The 19,176-nt window shown below is 65.9% G+C and carries 16 protein-coding genes and 1 pseudogene; 10 read left to right on the forward strand and 7 right to left on the reverse strand.

Annotated elements, in window-relative coordinates:
* Positions 1-35: 35 nt before the first annotated feature.
* The 3 genes from H7A86_RS16885 to H7A86_RS16895 all read left to right on the forward strand — a co-directional run bounded on the left by H7A86_RS16885 (position 36) and on the right by H7A86_RS16895 (position 5,099).
* Positions 36-1,517, forward strand: coding sequence for a leucyl aminopeptidase (locus H7A86_RS16885; RefSeq protein ID WP_104649404.1), 1,482 nt, complete (start codon positions 36-38; stop codon positions 1,515-1,517).
* Positions 1,518-1,631: 114 nt separating this feature from the next.
* Positions 1,632-2,057: a DNA polymerase III subunit chi gene (locus tag H7A86_RS16890; RefSeq protein WP_104535058.1), complete on the forward strand. Its 426-nt coding sequence runs from the start codon at positions 1,632-1,634 to the stop codon at positions 2,055-2,057.
* 207 nt (positions 2,058-2,264) lie between these two features.
* Positions 2,265-5,099 (forward strand): valine--tRNA ligase, encoded by a 2,835-nt coding sequence (locus H7A86_RS16895; RefSeq protein ID WP_119131810.1) that lies wholly within the window; start codon positions 2,265-2,267, stop codon positions 5,097-5,099.
* Between the two features lie 1,519 nt (positions 5,100-6,618).
* Here H7A86_RS16895 and H7A86_RS16900 read toward each other — a convergent pair.
* From H7A86_RS16900 to pssA, 5 genes and pseudogenes are all read right to left on the reverse strand, one after another.
* Positions 6,619-6,837 (reverse strand): annotated as a pseudogene (locus H7A86_RS16900) (pectate lyase family protein); the annotation flags it as partial.
* A gap of 50 nt (positions 6,838-6,887) precedes the next feature.
* On the reverse strand, positions 6,888-8,021 hold the full coding sequence (locus H7A86_RS16905; RefSeq protein ID WP_104583309.1) for a pectate lyase family protein: 1,134 nt from the start codon (positions 8,019-8,021) through the stop codon (positions 6,888-6,890).
* A gap of 798 nt (positions 8,022-8,819) precedes the next feature.
* Positions 8,820-9,302, reverse strand: a complete 483-nt coding sequence (gene rimI / locus H7A86_RS16910; RefSeq protein WP_164739833.1) for a ribosomal protein S18-alanine N-acetyltransferase — start codon at positions 9,300-9,302, stop codon at positions 8,820-8,822.
* On the reverse strand, positions 9,299-9,754 hold the full coding sequence (locus tag H7A86_RS16915) for an alanine acetyltransferase (RefSeq protein WP_119131808.1): 456 nt from the start codon (positions 9,752-9,754) through the stop codon (positions 9,299-9,301). The genes rimI and H7A86_RS16915 overlap by 4 nt, the downstream gene beginning before the upstream one ends.
* 10 nt (positions 9,755-9,764) lie before the next feature.
* Positions 9,765-10,538 (reverse strand): CDP-diacylglycerol--serine O-phosphatidyltransferase, encoded by a 774-nt coding sequence (gene pssA / locus H7A86_RS16920; protein WP_104583307.1) that lies wholly within the window; start codon positions 10,536-10,538, stop codon positions 9,765-9,767.
* 119 nt (positions 10,539-10,657) lie between these two features.
* Here pssA and H7A86_RS16925 point away from each other — a divergent pair, with 119 nt between their 5' ends.
* The 3 genes from H7A86_RS16925 to H7A86_RS16935 all read left to right on the forward strand — a co-directional run bounded on the left by H7A86_RS16925 (position 10,658) and on the right by H7A86_RS16935 (position 13,465).
* Complete coding sequence (locus H7A86_RS16925) at positions 10,658-11,059, forward strand: DUF4124 domain-containing protein (protein ID WP_104583306.1); 402 nt, start codon at positions 10,658-10,660, stop codon at positions 11,057-11,059.
* 114 nt (positions 11,060-11,173) lie between these two features.
* Positions 11,174-12,868, forward strand: coding sequence for a proline--tRNA ligase (locus H7A86_RS16930; RefSeq protein ID WP_104583305.1), 1,695 nt, complete (start codon positions 11,174-11,176; stop codon positions 12,866-12,868).
* A gap of 144 nt (positions 12,869-13,012) precedes the next feature.
* Positions 13,013-13,465: an H-NS histone family protein gene (locus H7A86_RS16935; protein ID WP_119131806.1), complete on the forward strand. Its 453-nt coding sequence runs from the start codon at positions 13,013-13,015 to the stop codon at positions 13,463-13,465.
* A 56-nt stretch (positions 13,466-13,521) separates the two neighbouring features.
* On the opposite strand, the gene H7A86_RS16940 is transcribed toward H7A86_RS16935, so the two are convergent.
* Entirely contained in the window at positions 13,522-14,781 is a 1,260-nt protein-coding gene (locus tag H7A86_RS16940; protein WP_119131805.1) for a threonine/serine exporter family protein, read from the reverse strand.
* Positions 14,782-14,830: 49 nt separating this feature from the next.
* Here H7A86_RS16940 and H7A86_RS16945 point away from each other — a divergent pair, with 49 nt between their 5' ends.
* The 4 genes from H7A86_RS16945 (at position 14,831) to H7A86_RS16960 (ending at position 18,576) form a co-directional block, all read left to right on the forward strand.
* Positions 14,831-16,060, forward strand: coding sequence for an ABC transporter permease (locus H7A86_RS16945; RefSeq protein ID WP_180708169.1), 1,230 nt, complete (start codon positions 14,831-14,833; stop codon positions 16,058-16,060).
* Between the two features lie 85 nt (positions 16,061-16,145).
* On the forward strand, positions 16,146-16,988 hold the full coding sequence (locus tag H7A86_RS16950) for an ABC transporter ATP-binding protein (RefSeq protein ID WP_104649397.1): 843 nt from the start codon (positions 16,146-16,148) through the stop codon (positions 16,986-16,988).
* A gap of 2 nt (positions 16,989-16,990) precedes the next feature.
* Positions 16,991-17,917: an MlaD family protein gene (locus tag H7A86_RS16955; RefSeq protein WP_011035876.1), complete on the forward strand. Its 927-nt coding sequence runs from the start codon at positions 16,991-16,993 to the stop codon at positions 17,915-17,917.
* Positions 17,914-18,576, forward strand: a complete 663-nt coding sequence (locus H7A86_RS16960) for an ABC-type transport auxiliary lipoprotein family protein (RefSeq protein ID WP_104583300.1) — start codon at positions 17,914-17,916, stop codon at positions 18,574-18,576. Before H7A86_RS16955 ends, H7A86_RS16960 begins: the two co-directional genes overlap by 4 nt.
* On the opposite strand, the gene H7A86_RS16965 is transcribed toward H7A86_RS16960, so the two are convergent.
* Complete coding sequence (locus tag H7A86_RS16965) at positions 18,573-19,172, reverse strand: alpha-ketoglutarate-dependent dioxygenase AlkB family protein (RefSeq protein WP_119131804.1); 600 nt, start codon at positions 19,170-19,172, stop codon at positions 18,573-18,575. The two genes, H7A86_RS16960 and H7A86_RS16965, sit on opposite strands and share 4 nt — an antisense overlap.
* Positions 19,173-19,176 lie beyond the last annotated feature (4 nt).

Here is a 19,176-nt window from a genome sequence, read left to right on the forward strand (position 1 = left end):
CGCGATTGTACGGATTTGCCTACGGAATCTGATCAATGGCCCTGCAATTCACCCTGAACCAAGACGCGCCGGCAAGCGCCGCCGTCGATTGCATCGTGGTTGGCGTGTTCGCCGACAAGACCCTGTCGCCCGCCGCCCAGGCGCTGGACAGTGCCAGCCAGGGCCGTCTGACGGCCCTGGTGGCACGTGGCGACGTGGCTGCCAAGACCGGCAGCACCAGCCTGCTGCACGACCTGCCGGGCGTTGCCGCCCCGCGCGTGCTGGTGGTGGGCCTGGGCGAGGCCGGCAAGTTCGGCGTGGCGCCGTACCTCAAGGCGGTGGGCGATGCGACCCGCGCGCTGAAGACCGGCCCGGTCGGCACCGCCCTGCTCACCCTGACCGAATTGCCGGTCAAGGCGCGCGACAGCGCCTGGAACATCCGCCAGGCGATCATCGTCAGCGACCATGCCGCCTACCGCTACACCGCCACGCTGGGCAAGAAGAAGGTCGACGAGACCGGCCTGACCACGCTGGCGATCGCCGGCGACGACGCCCGTGCCCTGGCCGTGGGCGTGGCCACCGCCGAGGGTGTGGAATTCGCCCGCGAGCTGGGCAACCTGCCGCCGAACTATTGCACCCCGGCCTACCTGGCCGAGACCGCGGCCGCCTTCGCCGGCAAGTTCCCCGGCGCCGAGGCCGAGATCCTGGACGAGACGCAGATGGAGTCGCTGGGCATGGGCTCGCTGCTGTCGGTGGCGCGTGGCTCGGCCAACCGCCCGCGGCTGATCGTGCTGAAGTGGAACGGCGGCGGCGACGCGCGCCCCTATGTGCTGGTCGGCAAGGGCATCACCTTCGACACCGGCGGCGTCAACCTCAAGACGCAGGGCGGCATCGAGGAAATGAAGTACGACATGTGCGGCGGCGCCAACGTCATCGGCACCTTCGTGGCCACCGTCAAGGCCGAGCTGCCGATCAACCTGGTGGTGGTAGTGCCGGCGGTGGAGAACGCCATCGACGGCAATGCCTACCGCCCCTCCGACGTGATCACCAGCATGTCCGGCAAGACCATCGAGGTCGGCAACACCGACGCCGAAGGCCGCCTGATCCTGTGCGATGCGCTGACCTACGCCGAGCGTTTCAACCCCGAAGCCCTGGTGGACGTGGCCACGCTGACCGGCGCCTGCATGGTGGCGCTGGGCCACCAGACCGCCGGCCTGATGAGCAAGCACGACGACCTGGCCAACGAACTGCTGGCCGCCGGCGAGCACGTGTTCGACCGCGCCTGGCGCCTGCCGCTGTGGGACGAGTACCAGGGCCTGCTGGATTCTACCTTCGCCGACGTCTACAACATCGGCGGCCGCTGGGGCGGCGCGATCACCGCCGGCTGCTTCCTGTCGCGCTTCACCGAGAACCAGCGCTGGGCACATCTGGACATCGCCGGCGTCGCCAGCGACGAAGGCAAGCGCGGCATGGCCACCGGACGCCCGGTGGGGCTGTTGACGCAGTGGTTGCTGGACCGCGCCGCAGGTGGGAATTGAGAATCGGGAATAGGGAATCGTGAAATCCCTTTCCTCTCAGTCACCGCCGCGACCTTCGAGGTCGCGGCGATGCCGTGACCATTCCCGATTCCCCTCTCCCGATTCCCTGCCCTGATGCCCCGTGCCGACTTCTACCTGATCGCCAAACCGCGCTTCCTCAACGAACCGCTGCGGCTGGTCTGCGAGCTGGCGCGCAAGGCCAACGACGCCAACCTGCCCACGCTGATCCTGGCGCGCGACGCCGCGCAGGCCGAGGCATTGGACGACCTGCTGTGGGCATTCGACGACGAGGCCTACATCCCGCACCAGATTGCCGGCACCGACGAGGAAGACGAGCTGGCGCCGGTACTGATCGCCTCCCCGGAGTTCGATGCTCCCTCGCGCCCGCTGGTGATCAACCTGCGCGACGATCCCTACCTGGGCGCCTGCGACCGCGTGCTGGAAGTCGTCCCCGCCGACCCGGCGGCCCGCGAACCGCTGCGCGAACGCTGGAAGCAGTACAAGGCCCTGGGCCTGGAACTGACCAAGTACGACATGTGAGAGGGGCGGGGATTGGGGAGTTGGGATTGGGGATTCGTAAAAGCAGATTTTTTGCGTCTCCGAGGACTGCATCCAACGACTAATCCCAAACGGCCGACCTTCGCTCCACGGCACCACCACTGACGTTGATGACTGGATGCCGGCGGTTCTCGCCGGCCCCATGACGCAACCAATCCCGAATCCCGAACAACGAATCCCCGCCCCACTATGACCACCCTCGCCTCCAGCTACGACCCCTCTTCCTTCGAATCGCGCCTGTACGCGCAGTGGGAGGCTGCCGGGTATTTCGTGCCGTCCGGCCAGGGTGAGCCGTATACGGTGCTGCTGCCGCCGCCGAATGTGACCGGTACGCTGCACATGGGCCATGCGTTCCAGCAGACGTTGATGGATGCGTTGGTGCGCTATCACCGCATGCGCGGCTTCGACACGCTGTGGCAGGTGGGCACCGACCATGCCGGCATCGCCACCGAGATGGTGGTGTCGCGCAACCTGGCGCTGGAAGGCAAGGGCGAAACGCGCGACTCGCTGGGGCGCGAGGGCTTCATCGCCAAGGTGTGGGAGTGGAAGGCCGAATCCGGCGACACCATCGAGCGCCAGATGCGCCGCCTGGGCACCTCCAGCGACTGGTCGCGCAGCACCTTCACCATGGACCCGCAGCCGTCGGCCGCGGTCAACGAAGCGTTCGTGCGCTGGTACGAGCAGGGCCTGATCTATCGCGGCCAGCGCCTGGTCAACTGGGACCCGGTGCTGAAGACCGCGATCTCCGACCTGGAGGTGGAAAACGTCGAGGAAGACGGCTTCCTGTGGTCGATCCGCTATCCGCTGGCCGATGGCGTGACCTACGAGCACGTCGAGCACGATGCCGACGGCGCCGAGACGCTGCGCGAGACCCGCGATTACCTGGTGGTCGCCACCACGCGCCCGGAGACCATGCTGGGCGATACCGCGGTGATGGTGCATCCGGAAGACCCACGCTATGCCACGCTGCACGGCGCCCGCATCGTGCTGCCGCTGACCGGCCGGCAAGTGCCGGTGATCACCGACGACTATGTCGACCGCGCCTTCGGCACCGGCGTGGTCAAGGTCACGCCTGCGCATGACTTCAACGATTACCAGGTGGGTGTGCGGCATGAGTTGCCGCTGATCAACCTGTTCACCGTCACCGCCACCATCAACGAGAATGCGCCGGAGCGGTACCGCGGCCTGGATCGTTACGACGCACGCAAGCTGGTGCTGTCCGAACTGGAAGACCTGGGCGTCTTGGTCGAAACCAAGCCGCACAAGCTGCAGGTGCCGCGCGGCGACCGTACCGGCCAGGTGATCGAGCCGTATCTCACCGACCAGTGGTTCGTGAAGATGGACGCGCTGGCCAAGCGCGGCCTGGAGCTGGTCGAAAGCGGCCAGGTCAAGTTCGTCCCGCCGAACTGGATCAACACCTATCGCCACTGGATGGAGAACATCCAGGATTGGTGCATCAGCCGTCAGCTGTGGTGGGGGCATCGCATTCCGGCCTGGTTCGACGAGGCAGGCAAGTGCTATGTCGGCCATGACGAAGCCGAGGTGCGCGCGAAACACGGCCTGGGTGCCGACGTCGCGCTGCACCAGGACAGCGACGTGCTGGAAACCTGGTTCTCCTCGCAACTGTGGCCGTTCTCCACGCTGGGCTGGCCGAACGCGAACGCGATGGCCGAGCGCGGTTTCGCGCGCTATCTGCCGTCGTCGGTGCTGGTCACCGGCTTCGACATCATCTTCTTCTGGGTGGCGCGCATGATCATGGCCACCGACAGCTTCACCGGCCAGGTGCCGTTCCGCGATGTCTATATCACCGGCCTGATCCGCGATGCGCAGGGCCAGAAGATGTCCAAGTCCAAGGGCAACGTGCTCGACCCGCTGGACATCATCGACGGCATCAGCATCGAAGACCTGGTTGCCAAGCGCACCACCGGGCTGATGCAGCCACGCATGGCCGAGAAGATCGAAAAAGCCACGCGCAAGGAGTTTCCGGACGGCATCATCGCCCATGGTGCCGACGCGTTGCGCTTCACCATCGCCGCACTCGCCACGCATGGCCGCGACATCAAATTCGACCTGGGCCGCGCCGAAGGCTACAAGAACTTCTGCAACAAGCTGTGGAACGCCACGCGCTTTGTGCTGATGAATACCGAAGGCGCGCGCTTTGCCGGCGTGCCGCAGCCGCGCACCGAAGCCGAGCAGTGGATTCTGGCGCGCCTGGACAAGGTGACTGCAGAAACCCACGCACACTACGCCAGCTACCGCTTCGATCTGCTGACGCAATCGCTGTACGAGTTCGCCTGGAATGCGTTCTGCGACTGGTTCGTCGAACTGGCCAAGCCCGCGCTCAACGGCCAGGACAGCGAGGCAGCCGCCAGCACGCGCCACACACTGCTGTACGTGCTCGAAGCGCTGCTGCGCCTGCTGCACCCACTTACCCCGTTCGTCACCGAGGAACTGTGGCAGCAGGTTGCACCGCGCCTGGGCATCAGCGCCGCCACGATCTCGTTGCAGGCATTCCCGCAGGCCGGCGATGTCGACACTGCGGGCTACACCAGCGCAGAGGCGGATGTCGAATGGCTGAAGTCGATGGTGTCGGCACTGCGTCGTGTGCGCAGCGAGTTGAACGTACCGCCGTCCAAGCAGGTACGTCTGCTACTGCAGGCCGGCACTGCCGACGATCGCGCCCGTGTCGGCCGCTTCGCCTCGCAGCTGTCGTTCCTGCTCAAGCTCGAAGCGATCGACTGGCTCGACGCCGGCCAGGACACACCTCCGTCGGCCACGGCCATCGTCGGCGAGCTCACCCTGCTGGTGCCGCTGGAAGGCCTGGTCGACATGGATGCCGAACGCACGCGCCTGGACAAGGAAATCAAGCGCGTGGAAGCCGAGATCGGCAAGTGCAATGGCAAGCTGGGCAACGCCACGTTTGTGCAGAACGCACCGGCCGTGGTGGTCGAGCAGGAACGCGCGCGCCTGAACGACTGGACCACGCAGCTGACCGGCCTGCGCGAGCAACGCGCCAAGCTCTAGGACCGCCAATCACTGTTGGCCGAGACGGGGTCAACAGCCTGGTTAGTCGAGGGCGCGGCGCCCTCACCGCGTGCGGGACACGCCGTGAACCCGTCCCTGGGGGCTCGGTGGTGGCATCCATGCCGCCACACAGTCCCGCAACGGACAAGGACACCGCACCAGACAATTGGTCGGCGCTCATCTGAAAAGCTGTCTGTCGTGCGGTGTGCATTAGACGCGGGGCCGATACGTCACGATCGAACAGGACGCATCCAGCACTGCTCTTCCATGCACACCGACCGTCTCGACTGGTCCTTGCCCGCTCACCGTCGCGGGACCTTGAGCGGCATGGATGCCGCGCCAGAGCCTACATGGACGTACTTGCGGCGTGTCCTGCGATGGTGGGCGGGCAAGGGCCCTGCAGCCAACGCGCAGCGTCGAGTGCGCTGTGCCCTCACCAGACAGTTGGTCGGCGCTCATCTGAAAGCTGTCTGTCGCGCGGTGCGCATCAGACGTGGAGGCGATGCTTCACGATCGAACAAGGCGCATCCAGCACCGCTCTTACCATGCACACCGATCATCTCGCTTGGTCCTTGCCCGCTCACCGTCGCGGGACCTTGAGCGGCATGGATGCCGCGCCAGAGCCTACATGGACGTACTTGCGGCGTGTCCTGCGATGGTGGGCGGGCAAGGGCCCTGCAGCCAAGGCGCAGCGTCGAGTGCGCTGTGCCCTCACCAGACAGTTGGTCGGCGCTCATCTGAAAGCTGTCTGTCGCGCGGTGCGCATCAGACGTGGAGGCGATGCTTCACGATCGAACAAGGCGCACCCAGCACTGCTCTACGTTACGTACCGACCATCTCGACTGGTCCTCGCCGGCCCACCGTCGCGGGACCTTGAGCGGCATGGATGCCGCGCCAGAGCCTACATGGACGTACTTGCGGCGTGTCCTGCGATGGTGGGCGGGCAAGGGCCCTGCAGCCAACGCGCAGCGTCGAGTGCGCTGTGCCCTCACCAGACAGTTGGTCGGCGCTCATCTGAAAGCTGTCTGTCGCGCGGTGCGCATCAGACGTGGAGGCGATGCTTCACGATCGAACAAGGCGCACCCAGCACTGCTCTACGTTACGTACCGACCATCTCGACTGGTCCTTGCCGGCCCACCGTCGCGGGACCCTGAGCGGCATGGATGCCGCGCCGGAGCCTACATGGACGTACTTGCGGCGTGTCCCGCGATGGTGGGCCGGCAAGGGCCCTGCAGCAAACTCGCAGCGTCGAGTGCGCGGTGCCCTCACCGCTTGCGGGACACGCCGTGAACCCGTCCCTGCGGGCAAGGGCCCTGCATGGATCCTGCGCCCGGCTGCGCAGAGAACTGAAGACGCGTGATGCTGCGCGCACGCGCCACGGCGTCGAAACAGCGTATGTCGCCGGACAATGAGACATCGATAAGGACATTACGCAAACGCACAACGCCCGCAGTGCTGCGGGCGTTGTAGAAAGACGTGCAACGCTGCACGCATCGTGGCGTTGCGTACCGCAGGGGCCTTACAGCTTGCCCGCCCCGGCCTTTGCCTTGACGTCTGCCGCCACCTTGGTGGCGGCCAGCAGGCTGTAGGTATACGGCGGCTTCCAGCCGATGTTGCTGTTTCATGAGCAATTCAGCGCCTTGCCGTTGATCAGCGAACCCTGGTCACGATACACGCTGCCCTTGTAGTCGCCGGCGATCTTGTCGCAGCTGCTCACACCACCGATGTCGAACGCATTTGCAGTACCCGTCTTGCGGGCACTGCATTTGCGTGGTGCATTGATAAGGCTTACAGCTTTCCGGCGCCGGCCTTCGCCTTGACGTCCGCAGCGACCTTGTCGGCCGACAGCAGGCTATAGGTGTACGGCGGGGTCCAGCCGATGTTGCTGTTCCACGAGCACGTCAGTGCCTTGCCGTTGAGCAGCGAGCCTTGATCGCGATAGACGCTGCCGCCGTAGTCGGCCGCAATCTTGTCGCAGCTGCTCACCCCACTGATGTCGAACACGTTGCGCTCGGAGAAGATCTTCGACTCCTTGCCCACGCCATGCGCATGCGAGAACGGGTAGACCTTATTGCTGGTGCTGCCGACGTGGTAGTTGTTGTACAGATGCACCTGCCCGAAGCGCACCCGCGGTGCGCGTGCGGAGATGTTCTCGAACAAGGTGTTGTGGATGGTCACCTTGAGCTTGCCGCTGTCGGTGCTGGAGGCGCTGTCACTGGAACCGATCAGGTCGTTCTTCTCGTGCGACTTGAACGCCGAGTAGGAAATGGTGACGAAGTTGGCGCCCTTCTTGACGTCCATCGCGCCATCGTGATGCTGCTTGGGACGGCCGTTGGCGGTGCCGTTCTGATCGTCGGTACGACGACCGTCGGTGAAGGTGACATGGTCCACCCACACATTGGTTGCGCCCTCGACCGTCAGGCCGTCGTACTCGGCATTCCAGTTGCCGGCGCTGCCGTCATCCGGGTCCCAGACCGGCTGCGGATCCCACGGATTTTCGATGGTGAGATTGCGGATGATGACGTCGTTGGCCTTGACGTAGAAATAGCCTTCGCGGATCTCCGCATTGCTGGTGATGCCGATCAGCGTGGTCTTGGTGGGGATGTCCAACCGCGCGCGGCTCTTCATATCCGAGGTCGTGGTGTACGGCTTGCCTTCGCTGATATCGATGATGCCGCTGATCTTGATGATGCGCCCGTTGCTGCCCACGCTGGCTTTCAGCGCGCTCTTCAGCTCTGCGGCAGTCTTGACCGTGTAGATATTGGCTGCGGCCGCTTTGGAACCGCCCTTGGTCCCTCCGTTCTGTGTTGCCCAACCAGTGGTTGCAACTTCCAGTGCAGGATCGGCGCAGGCAACGCCAACAACCAGCAACGACCCGACAAACAGCGACGCGGCGGCCGCCGTTGAAAATTTCGGCTTCATCTTGATCTCTCCCTCGGATAGGTTCGATGCGCCGCGCGGCGGCACACCCCTCGTCTAGCAGGCGCGGAACATACTTTTCATCTCTGTAATGTTCAGTCCCGCGACGCCGATACTAGGAGCATCGCAATGGCTTGTATCTAGCCGATGCATCGATGTGCACGCGCAGTCACGCAAACGGTTGCGGGACATCCAGGAGAAGACAAAACGCTGTAATCAAGACACGCAGAGACAGGCATGAGGACACTGCAGCGCAGCATGCTCTGCATCGCAACGCAGACCGACACAGCTCCAGCACGGTGTGCCGCCGCCATCACATGCATGCATGTTTTTTTTCGGCGCGCACGGCAATTGCACTGCGATGCATCGCTATCGCAGTGCGCCTGGCACATGGACACAGTCGATTGGCGCTGCTGGAAACCACGGGTGGCACGTGGCGGCATGATCACCGTCGCGGTTGCAGGTGCGCCCTGCCGGATGGCGCCGCGCAGGCGACACCTCGGGCGATGCAAATGGGAAAAACATTCACCCTGTTGCGATCGATTGCAGCGATGCGCAACAGCTCGGCGCACAGCGGGTGCGTTGCCTGATGACCTGATCGTGGTGCGTCACCACAACGCCGCTTCGGGGCGAAACAGCAAGGCGCCAGCACGGTCGCCTGGCGGCTATGCAGGAGCCGGGGTGGTGTCTCGGGTCGTGACGCGTGCCTCACCGATGCAACCGCGCGACGCGTATCAGGTGCGTCGGGGCAGAACCCGCCGGACGCGGGAGAACGCTTCCATCAGCCTCGGCCGATGAGGCTCAGGAGAACCCTTCGAAGGACAACTCGATTGCCATCACCAGCGCATCTTCGCGGCCGGTATTGGAGGGGTAGTAGCGTGGGCGCCGCCCGATCTCATTGAAGCCCTCGGAGTGATACAGCGCAATCGCCGACGGATTGGACGGGCGTACTTCCAGAAACGCGCGCCGCGCGCCGCGATCGCAGGCACCCTTGATCAGCGCGCGCAACAGCACGCGGCCATGCCCGCGGGATTGCGCCTCCGGTGCGATGCAGACATTGAGCACGTGCGCCTCGTCGGCAGCGATGCTGATCACTCCGTAGCCAATGACCTGCCCGCCCTGCTCCATCACCCAGCCCGGATAGCCGGCCTGCAGGCAGTCGCGAAAGATGCTGCGCGTCCACGGGAACGGATAGGCCCGATGTTCGATGTCCATCACCACATCCAGATCGCTCTCGCGCATGGCGCGCAGCGAGGTGGGCAGCGGCGCGTTCAAGGCGCTCATGCCGGGTTCCGACGCCGCCGCAGCGCGCGCAGTTGCGGCCACAGCGCGCGCTTGGCGGCCGGGTTGCCGCGCAGCTCGGCCAGCGGCCAGGACGCCATCAAGGCTTGCGTATTCGGATCGCCGGGGTTGCAGCCGGAGGCGCGCAGCAACGCCATCTGCAGGCGATCGGGCATGCCGACCCGGCTGCGCCGCGGCGGCGCTGCCGGCGCAGTCGTGGCCGCATCCGGCGCGTGGGCCGGCGCCACCGGTGCGCTGCGGCGGACCGCTGGCGCCGGCATTGGTGGCGTGCGCTCCACGCGCGGCGGTGCGGCCGCCGGCGCGCGCTCCATCGTCTCCTCAGGCACCGCCGCCGCGTCCACGGTGTCGCGATCCAGATACACGGTGTGTCCCAACGCCTGCAGATACGACACCTGCAGATCGGACCACATCGGCTCGGAGGCCAATTGACTCATGGCATCTGGCTCATGGCAGCTCGGGCGTGCGCCGCCAGCGCCGCCACAGCCACATCACCGGCCCGGACAGTGCATACAGCACGCCGATCACCAGCAGCGAACGGGCCAGATCGATCACCAGCAGCGCGATCACCACCGTGGCGATCGCCAGCGCCAGGAACGGCACACGGTCGGCACGCGGACCACGCGCGCCGCCCTTGAAACTCCAGAACCGGATCCGGCTGACCATCAGCAAGGCCGATACCACCGTGACCGCCAGCGCCAGGTAACGCAGCTGCTCGCCATCGAAGCCCAGGCTGTCGTCGGCAAACGCCCAGACGAAGGACATCATCAAGCCGGCGGCCGCCGGGCTGGCCAGGCCGATGAACCAGCGCTTGTCGACCACCCCCACTTGCGTGTTGAAGCGCGCCAGGCGCAGCGCCGCGCAGGCCGCATACAGAAACGCGGCCGACCAGCCGACCCGGCCCATCACGTTGCTGTCGTACTTCAGCGCCGACAGCGACCAGTGATACATCACCAGCGCCGGGGCCATGCCGAAGCTGACCAGATCGGCCAGCGAGTCGTACTGCACGCCGAACTCGCTGCTGGTATTGGTCAGGCGCGCGACCCGGCCGTCCAGCCCGTCCATCACCGCGGCCACGAACACCGCCATGGCGGCCTGGACGAATTGCCCGTTGGCGGCGGCGATGATGGCGTAGAAACCGGAAAACAGCCCGGCGGTGGTGAACAGGTTCGGCAGCAGGTAGATCGTGCGCGAGCGCGGGGGCGGTCTCATCTCATCCATCCGGCAAGTGTAGGGCCTGAGGTCCATCCGGCGGTAGCGCGCCGGCGTCGTGCAGCCTCACTTGCCAGCGCCGGCCGCGGATGCTGCAATCGCCGCGGGAATCATCCAGGGGAAGCCACATGCACCTGTCGTCCGGGCTTTGCGCCCTGTTGATGCTGGTCAGCGCCGCCGCCGGCGCGACCGATCTGTACAAATGGAAGGACGCCAAGGGCGTCACCCACTACACCGAAACCCCGCCACCGTCCGGCCAGCGCTACGAAGCGCGCCGGATCGATGCACGCAGCGGCACCGCCGCCATCGCCGCGCCGGACACCACCACGCCCGAATCGGCCGACTGCCTGACCGCACGCCGCAACCTGGAGCTGCTCAGTGGCAAGGGCGAGGTCACCATGGGCGCCGGCGCCGATGGCAAGCCCGGCACCCCGCTGGACCCGGATGCCCGCGCGGCGCAACGCAACCTCGCCGAGGCGGCCGCCAAGGCCTATTGCAAGCCGGCAGCGAGCGGCACTCCAGCCTCCTGAGCCGGCCCGGGAGCGACCACCTACCGGCCCATGCGTCCGGCCGATCGGCCGGCGCCACTGACCGGCAGGGCGCGAGACTGGCAAACTATGGGCTTTCCGCCCAAGCGAAGCCCGATGCGTCTTTCCCAGTTCCACCTGCACACCACCAAGGAAACCCCGGCCGACGCCGAGTTGGTCAGCCACCGTCTGATGCTGCGCGCGGGCATGATCCGCAAGCTGGCCTCCGGGCTGTACACCTGGTCGCCACTGGGTCTGCGCGTGCTGCGCAAGGTCGAGGCCATCGTGCGCGAGGAAATGAACCGCGCCGGGGCGGTGGAAGTGCTGTTCCCCACCATCCAGCCGCGCGAACTGTGGGATGCCACCGGTCGTTGGGAAAAGTTCGGCGGGCAGTTGCTCAAGATCAAGGATCGCAAGGAGCAGGAGTTCTGCTACAGCCCGACCGCCGAAGAGGCCGCGGCCGAATTCGCGCGCCAGGAAATCAACAGCTACAAGCAGTTGCCGCTGAACTTCTTCCAGATCCAGACCAAGTTCCGCGATGAGATCCGTCCACGCTTCGGCGTGATGCGCGCGCGCGAATTCCTCATGAAGGACGCCTACTCCTTCCATCTCACCGATGCCGACATGGCGCGCGAATACGACAACATGCGCGCAGCCTACACCCGCATCTTCACCCGGCTGGGGCTGGAATTCCGCGCCGTGCAGGCCGACTCCGGCGCGATCGGCGGCGATGCCTCGCAGGAATTCCACGTCATTGCCGCTTCCGGCGAAGACTCGCTGGCATTCTCCACCGGCTCCGATTACGCCGCCAACGTGGAAACCGCCAGCGCCGCCCTGCCCGCCCCGCGCGCCGAGGCTGGCGAGGCGATGCGCCAGGTCGCAACGCCCACCCAGAAGACCTGCGAAGACGTCGCCCGGTTGCTGGGCATCACGCTGCAGCGCACGGTCAAGTCGGTGGCGGTGATGACCGAGGCCGGCTTCGTGCTGGTGCTGGTGCGCGGCGATCACGCCGTCAACGAGATCAAGCTCGGCAAGGTCGCCGGCCTGGCCGGTTACCGCCTGGCCAACGAGACCGAGATCCGCGACCACCTCGGCTGCGAGCCGGGCTTCCTGGGCCCGGTGAACACCGCCCGCCCGGTGCGCGTGGTGGCCGACCGCGATGTCGCGGCGATGGCAGATTTCGTGGTCGGTGCCAACGTGCCCGGCGAACACCTGGCAGGGGTCAACTGGGGCCGCGATCTGCCCGAACCTGACACCGTTGCCGATGTGCGCAACGTCATCGACGGCGAACGCGCGGCCGATGGCGGCGAACTGCGTCTGGCGCGCGGAATCGAGGTGGGCCATGTGTTCCAGCTCGGCGACCAGTATGCGCAGGCACTGCAGGCCACCGTGATCGACGAGAACGGCAAGCCCGCGGTGATGAAGATGGGCTGCTACGGCATCGGCATTTCGCGCATCGTGGCTGCGGCGATCGAGCAGAACCATGACGATGCCGGCATTGTCTGGCCCGCACCGATGGCACCGTGGCAGGTGGCGATCTGCATCATCAACCCCAAGCAGGATGCACAGGTGGTTGCCGCCGCCCAGGCATTGCTGGACGAATTGATCGCTGCGGGGATCGACGCGGTGCTGGACGATCGCGGCCTGCGCCCGGGCGCCATGTTTGCCGATATGGAACTGCTGGGCATTCCGCATCGGGTGGTGGTCTCCGAACGCGGATTGGCCGCCGGCACATTTGAATATCGCGCCCGCACTGCAGAGGCAGCAGAAAACCTGGATAAGGCCGGGTTATTCTCCCGCCTGGGTTGTTGATCAAATCAGCCGAAACTACTTGGATTGGATGAACACAAGGCGCCGAATTATTTCGGCGCATTTGTCACCCGGGTTTTCTGACATTATGATGGCCAGCGCTGCCACGGACCGGCATTCTTTTCTCTCTCATCCTCCGGAGTAGTGATGTCGATCGATCTTAGCGGCCTGTCGGCCAAGCAGTTGGGTGCCCTGATCAAAAACGCGAAGAAGCAGCAGACCGTGGTTGCCAAGCGCGCTCCGATTGCCAAGGTCCGCACGCAACTGACCCGCGCGGCAAAAGCCCAGGGTTATTCCATCGAAGAATTGTTTGGCACCAGCGCCGGCCCGGGTCGTCCTGCTGCCGCTGCCAAGCCGGGCCCGCGCGCCGGCCGCAAGCTGGGCAAGGTTCCGCCCAAGTATCGCAACCCCGCCAATCCCCAGGAAGCCTGGACCGGCCGCGGCAAGCAGCCGCGCTGGCTGGCCGAACTGACCGCCGCCGGCAAGAAAGTCGAAGACTTTCTGATCAGCAAGGTCAGCACCAAGAAGGCTCCGGCCAAGAAGGCCGCCCCGCGCAAGGCCGCCACCAAGCGCGCGCCCAAGAAGTCCAAGGCCGCCTGATTCACCGCAATAAAACCCCCGGCATTGCCGGGGTTTTTATTGCGCGTTTTTATCTGTCATAAATTCTTGCGGGCCGGAATCAACAGATTGCCGAACAGCAATCCGGCCATCAAGGCCATCACGATATTGGTCACCGCCAATAGTGCGGCCTGCCCGACACTGACATCCTGTTGCTGTACCAGGGTCAGAAAGCCACGCAAGCTGACACTGCCCGGAACCAGCATGATGATGCCGGGCAAACGGATCAATGCACCGGGTTTTTGCACCACCCGCCCGAACAGATTACCGGCGGCGGTCAATGCCATCGCCGATGCAAAGACACCGGCCGGACCACCCCAGGCGTGCCCGGCATAACGCGCAATGACATACCCGGACATGGCCGCTGCCATGATCCATAAATAATCACGCCGATTGGCCTTGAACAACACCGCAAATGCATAAGCGGCCACCAGCAGCGAGGCCCATTCCACCCAGCTGGCCTGCGGGCGCAATGCGGCCACCTGCGGATGCAGGCCGACCACCTGGGTCAGCGTCACCGCGATCACCGCACCGACGGTGAGCTTGAGCACCGTGGTCACCGCACCGGCCAGCCGCGCCGTGCCCGAGACCCAGTGCTGGCTGGCCAGCTCGTTGAAGGCATTGGTCAACGACATGCCGGGCAGCAGCACCACCAGCGAGGCGATGATCACCGTATTGAGGTTCAACGGCCCGAGCAGCGACGCCACCACCGCGGCCACGACCCCGGCCAACAGCCCGGCCAGCGCCTCGCCGGCCTCCTTGGTCGCCGGCCGCCTGTCGGTGTACTGGGTCAGCAGGCCGATCGACATGCCGATCGCGCCGGCGGTGGCGATGTCCAGCCAGGGCAGTTTCCACAGCCCTGCCACGCCGGCGGCGGCCAGCCCGAATGCCAGCACCTGCATGGTCTTGCCGCGCCGATCGACCTCGCGGTCCAGCCGCCGCAGCGCGGTGTGGCCCTGCGCGATGCTCATGCGCCCGTTGGCCACGCTGTCGGCCACGTAATCGGCCACGCTGAGCTTGTACAGGTCATTCTCGCCCGGGGCCAGCCGGATCACCCGGGTGATGTCGCTGGAGCCGATGGCCTTGGTCGGATCGCTGAAGCTCAAGATGATCCCGGTGGGATTGGACCAGGGCTCGCAGTCCAGGCCCAGCTTCTGCGACAGTCCGACCACGGCGGCCTCCAGACGCTGCGCGGTGGTGCCGTAGGAATGCAGGCGTCCGGCGATTTCCGAAACAAAGGCGACGCGCTGGGCATAGGTGGCGCTGGCGGACGGTTGGACGACGGTGGCAGCGGACATGCGTGGCGGGTCGGATCGGAGAAACGCCGTCTGGCGAGGCCGCCAGTGTATGTCGCAGCGCCCCTGGCCGGCGTGCCGATCGTCTGTGCCGGGACCACAAGTGCGAAGCGTCCCCATCATTCGCTCACGCCGGGCGCGGTATGCTGGCGCCACGGACAGGCCACCCATGATCAAACCGCAACCTCCCCGCATCGACCAAGACTCGCAGGATCAGACCCAGCTCCGCCTCGCCGGCAGTTGGGTGCTGGCAACCGCCCTGTCCCAGGCAGAACAGCTGCAGGCCGTGCCCGACGGGGTGCGCCGCATCGACGCGCGCGGCATCGGCCAACTGGATTCGGCCGGCGTGCTGCAGTTGCTGCGCTTTGCCGGCCGCATGGGCCTGAAGGAAGATGCGATCGATTTCCGCGATGAGCACCAGGCCCTGGTGTGCACCATCGAGGAACTCAACGACGAACGCCCCAAGCCCAAACGCGACTACGGCTTTGTCGCCGCGCTGGACCGTCTGGGCCGCACCACCCATGGCGTCGGCCAGGGCATCCTGGAACTGAACAGTTTTCTGGGCGAGAACCTGGTCAAGATCGGGCGGCTGATCCACGAGCCGCGCCGCTTCCGCCTGACCGCCACCGTGCACCACATGGAGCAGGTCGGCCTGGATGCGGTGCCGCTGGTGGTGCTGCTGTCGTACCTGGTTGGCGCGGTGATCGCGTTCCTGGGCTCGACCATCCTGCGCGACTTCGGTGCGGAAATTTATGTGGTGGAACTGGTGTCCATCGCCTTCCTGCGCGAGTTCGCGGTGCTGCTGACCGCCATCGTGCTGGCCGGGCGCACTGCCAGCGCCTTCACCGCGCAGATCGGTGCGATGAAATCACGCGAGGAAGTGGACGCGATCCGCACCCTGGGCCTGGACCCGATCGACCTGCTGGTGATCCCACGCCTGCTCGCGCTGATCTTCACCCTGCCGCTGCTGACCTTCATCGCGATGATCGCCGGCCTGGCCGGCGGCGTCACCGTGGGCGCGTTCGACCTGGACATTCCGCCGCAGATGTACCTGGCGCGCATGCACGACACCATCCAGTTGCGGCATTTCCTGGTCGGGCTGTCCAAGGCGCCGCTGTTTGCGCTGGTGATCGGCCTGATCGGCTGCCTGGAAGGCCTGAAGGTCAGCGGCACCGCGCAATCGGTGGGCGAGCGCACCACCTCCTCGGTGGTGCAGACGATTTCCTTGGTCATCATCCTCGACGCGGTCGCCGCGCTGTGGTTCATGAAGATGGGGTGGTGATGGAGCCGGGATTGGACATTCGGGATTCGGGATTCGTGCAAGGCAGAAGCGCAGCTGGCGCCCTGACACCCGGGAGAGCTGTGCTGTGACCCATCCCGAATCCCCACTCCCCAATCCCGGCACAGAGGCCGAGGCCGACGACGACCAGCTGGCGATTTCCGTGCGCGGGCTGACCAACCGTTTCGGCAGCCAGGTCGTGCACGAGGACCTGGATCTGGACGTGCGTCGCGGCGAGATCCTGGGCGTGGTCGGCGGCTCGGGCACCGGCAAGTCGGTGCTGATGCGCAGCATCCTGGGCCTGCGCGAGCCGGATGCCGGCAGCATCCAGGTATTGGGGGCGGATGCGCGCTCGGGCCGCTTCGCCGACCGCCAGCACATCACCCGCAATACCGGCGTGCTGTTCCAGGACGGCGCGCTGTTCTCGTCGATGACCGTCGGCGAAAACGTGCAGGTGCCGCTGAAGGAGCATCACGGCGAGTTTCCGGAGCGCTGGTATTTCGAACTGGCGCTGCTGAAGATCAAGCTGGCCGGCCTGCCGGCCGATGCACTGGACAAACTGCCCTCGCAGCTGTCCGGCGGCATGCGCAAGCGCGCCGGCCTGGCGCGGGCGCTGGCGCTGGATCCGCCGCTGCTGTTCCTGGACGAGCCCACTGCCGGGCTGGACCCGATCGGCGCGGCCGCCTTCGACCGCCTGATCCGCACCTTGCAGCAGGCATTGGGCCTGACCGTGTTCCTGATTACCCATGACCTGGATACGCTGTACGCCATCTGCGACCGCATCGCGGTGCTGGCCGATCACAAGGTGATTGCCAACGCGCCGCTGGCCGAGATCGAACAGGTCGACCACCCCTGGATCCAGGAATACTTCCACGGTCCGCGCGCCCGCGCCGCGCGCGCGGCCAAGACCGACTCCACCGAGACCGCCTGAGCATGGAAACCAAAGCCAATTACGTCCTGATCGGCGCCTTCACCATCGTGGCGGGCCTGGCCCTGCTGCTGTTCGGGCTATGGGCCGCAAAGTATTCCTCCGACCGCACCTGGCAGCAGTACCGGGTGGTGTTCCGCGAGGCGGTGACCGGCCTGTCGGTCGGCAGCCCGGTGCAGTACAACGGCATCGCGGTCGGCTCGATCACCGAGCTGACGCTGGCGCCGAACGACCCGCGCCAGGTGGTCGCGCACGTGCGGGTGAACTCCACCACGCCGATCAAGAGCGATACCCGCGCCAAGCTGGCCATCACCAGCCTGACCGGCCCGTCGATCATCCAGCTCTCCGGCGGCACGCCCGAGGCACCGTCGCTGACCACCATCGACAAGAGCGACGCGCCGATCATCCAGACCACGCCGTCGGCGCTGCAGAACATCACCGATACCGCCAACCGCATCGTCGAGCGCATGGACCAGATGCTCTCGGACAAGAACGTGGCCAGCATCACTGCCACCTTGCAGAACCTGGAAAAGATCAGCGGCGGCATCGCCGATCGCGACGAAGGCATGCAGGCGCTGATCGTCAGCGCGCGCGATGCCGCACGCAATCTGGACACCACCCTGACCACCACCAACGGCACCATCAAGCGGCTGGACCAGAACCTGGTGCAGCAGCTGCCGGGCATCCTGGAGAAGCTCGATGCCACCCTGGTCAAGCTGGATTCGGCTGCCGGCAACGCCGACAACATCCTTGGCGAGAACCGCGCGGCCATCAACAGCTTTGCCAACGACGGGCTGGGCCAGCTCGGGCCCACGCTGACCGAACTGCGCGGCCTGATCCGCGACCTGCGCCGGGTCAGCGACAAACTGGACAACAACCCTGCGCGCTACCTGCTCGGCCGCGACGCACCCAAGGAGTTCGAACCGAAATGACTGCCATGCGCCTGTTGCGTCCCGTGTTGTGCGTCTCCCTGCTGGCGCTGGGCGGCTGCTCGCTGCTGACCGGCGGCGACCAGAAGCCGGCCACCATCTACGCGCCGACCGTGCGGGTGACGCCCAATCCGTCCTGGCCGCAGGTTACCTGGCAACTGGCGGTGGCCAAGCCGAGCGCGGCGCGCATCATCGACAGCCCGCGCATCAACGTGCGCCCGACCCCGAGCGAATTGCAGGTCTACCACGGCGCAGGCTGGGCGCAGCCGGCCACCGATATGCTGGAAGACAGCGTGGTGCGCGCATTCGAGGACTCCGGCAAGATCGCCGCGGTCGCCCGCATCGGCACCGGCATCCGCTCCGACTACAAGCTGGCGATCGACCTGCGCCGCTTCGAGTCCGATTACGCCGGCCAGGCGCTGCCCTCGGCCACCATCGAACTCAATGCCAAGCTGCTGCACGCCGCCGACCAGCGCGTGGTGGCCTCGCGCACCTTCCTGGTGGCACGCCCGTCCAGCGGCACCGACACGGCGGCAGTGGCAGCGGCATTCGAACAGGCGATGACGCAGGTCACCACCGAACTGGTCGGCTGGACCCTGCTCAATGGCCAGCAGGATAGTCAGCGCTTGCCGCGTCCGCTGTCACCGCGACAGCCGGACTAGCGCTTGGGGCCCCGCGCATCAATCTGGCGAAACGTCAGATTGATGCGCTCGCCGACCGGTTTTGCGGTGCGCGGCAACGCATGCTTGTAGTGGCGCTGGGTATCGCCTCCCATCAGCAGCAAATCGCCGTGCCCCAGTTCCAGCGCCTGCTTCAACGCCGCATCGTCGCGATGCCTGAAGGCAAAGCGCCGCGTCGCGCCCAGGCTCAGCGAAGCGATCAACGGCTGCGCGCCCAACTCCGGCTCGTCGTCGCTGTGCCAGCCCATCGCATCGTTGCCGCTGCGGTAACGGTTGGCCAGCACGCTGTTGAATGGCGCCCCGGTCTCGGCCTGCAGGCGCGCGCGTAGAGGCTGCAATGCCTCCAGCCACGGCTGCGGTGCGAACTGCGTGCCCGAGTAGCGGTAACTTGCCTCAGCATCGCCGATCCAACTGCTCAGACGCGGCGAATCCACCGTCCGCCCGAACATGCGGATGCGATGCACCTCCCACTGCACCTGCGTCAGCAGCACCTGCAGCAGCGCATCGGCCTGCGCGCGCGGCAACCAGCCGCGGCACCAGGCGATCTCCGCATGCGGCAAGGCAACCCGAATCTTCATGTTT

The organism is Xanthomonas euroxanthea (assembly GCF_903989455.1).
GTDB classification, from domain to species: domain Bacteria; phylum Pseudomonadota; class Gammaproteobacteria; order Xanthomonadales; family Xanthomonadaceae; genus Xanthomonas; species Xanthomonas euroxanthea.

What these genes read in the sequence shown, in the direction of transcription:
- H7A86_RS16885 (WP_104649404.1), top strand. Translation starts at nt 36, where the DNA reads ATGGCCCTGCAATTCACCCTGAACCAAGACGCGCCGGCAAGCGCCGCC.
- H7A86_RS16890 (WP_104535058.1), top strand. Translation starts at nt 1,632, where the DNA reads ATGCCCCGTGCCGACTTCTACCTGATCGCCAAACCGCGCTTCCTCAAC.
- H7A86_RS16895 (WP_119131810.1), top strand. Translation starts at nt 2,265, where the DNA reads ATGACCACCCTCGCCTCCAGCTACGACCCCTCTTCCTTCGAATCGCGC.
- H7A86_RS16905 (WP_104583309.1), bottom strand. Translation starts at nt 8,021, where the DNA reads ATGAAGCCGAAATTTTCAACGGCGGCCGCCGCGTCGCTGTTTGTCGGG.
- rimI (WP_164739833.1), bottom strand. Translation starts at nt 9,302, where the DNA reads ATGAGCGCCTTGAACGCGCCGCTGCCCACCTCGCTGCGCGCCATGCGC.
- H7A86_RS16915 (WP_119131808.1), bottom strand. Translation starts at nt 9,754, where the DNA reads ATGAGTCAATTGGCCTCCGAGCCGATGTGGTCCGATCTGCAGGTGTCG.
- pssA (WP_104583307.1), bottom strand. Translation starts at nt 10,538, where the DNA reads ATGGATGAGATGAGACCGCCCCCGCGCTCGCGCACGATCTACCTGCTG.
- H7A86_RS16925 (WP_104583306.1), top strand. Translation starts at nt 10,658, where the DNA reads ATGCACCTGTCGTCCGGGCTTTGCGCCCTGTTGATGCTGGTCAGCGCC.
- H7A86_RS16930 (WP_104583305.1), top strand. Translation starts at nt 11,174, where the DNA reads ATGCGTCTTTCCCAGTTCCACCTGCACACCACCAAGGAAACCCCGGCC.
- H7A86_RS16935 (WP_119131806.1), top strand. Translation starts at nt 13,013, where the DNA reads ATGTCGATCGATCTTAGCGGCCTGTCGGCCAAGCAGTTGGGTGCCCTG.
- H7A86_RS16940 (WP_119131805.1), bottom strand. Translation starts at nt 14,781, where the DNA reads ATGTCCGCTGCCACCGTCGTCCAACCGTCCGCCAGCGCCACCTATGCC.
- H7A86_RS16945 (WP_180708169.1), top strand. Translation starts at nt 14,831, where the DNA reads ATGTCGCAGCGCCCCTGGCCGGCGTGCCGATCGTCTGTGCCGGGACCA.
- H7A86_RS16955 (WP_011035876.1), top strand. Translation starts at nt 16,991, where the DNA reads ATGGAAACCAAAGCCAATTACGTCCTGATCGGCGCCTTCACCATCGTG.
- H7A86_RS16960 (WP_104583300.1), top strand. Translation starts at nt 17,914, where the DNA reads ATGACTGCCATGCGCCTGTTGCGTCCCGTGTTGTGCGTCTCCCTGCTG.
- H7A86_RS16965 (WP_119131804.1), bottom strand. Translation starts at nt 19,172, where the DNA reads ATGAAGATTCGGGTTGCCTTGCCGCATGCGGAGATCGCCTGGTGCCGC.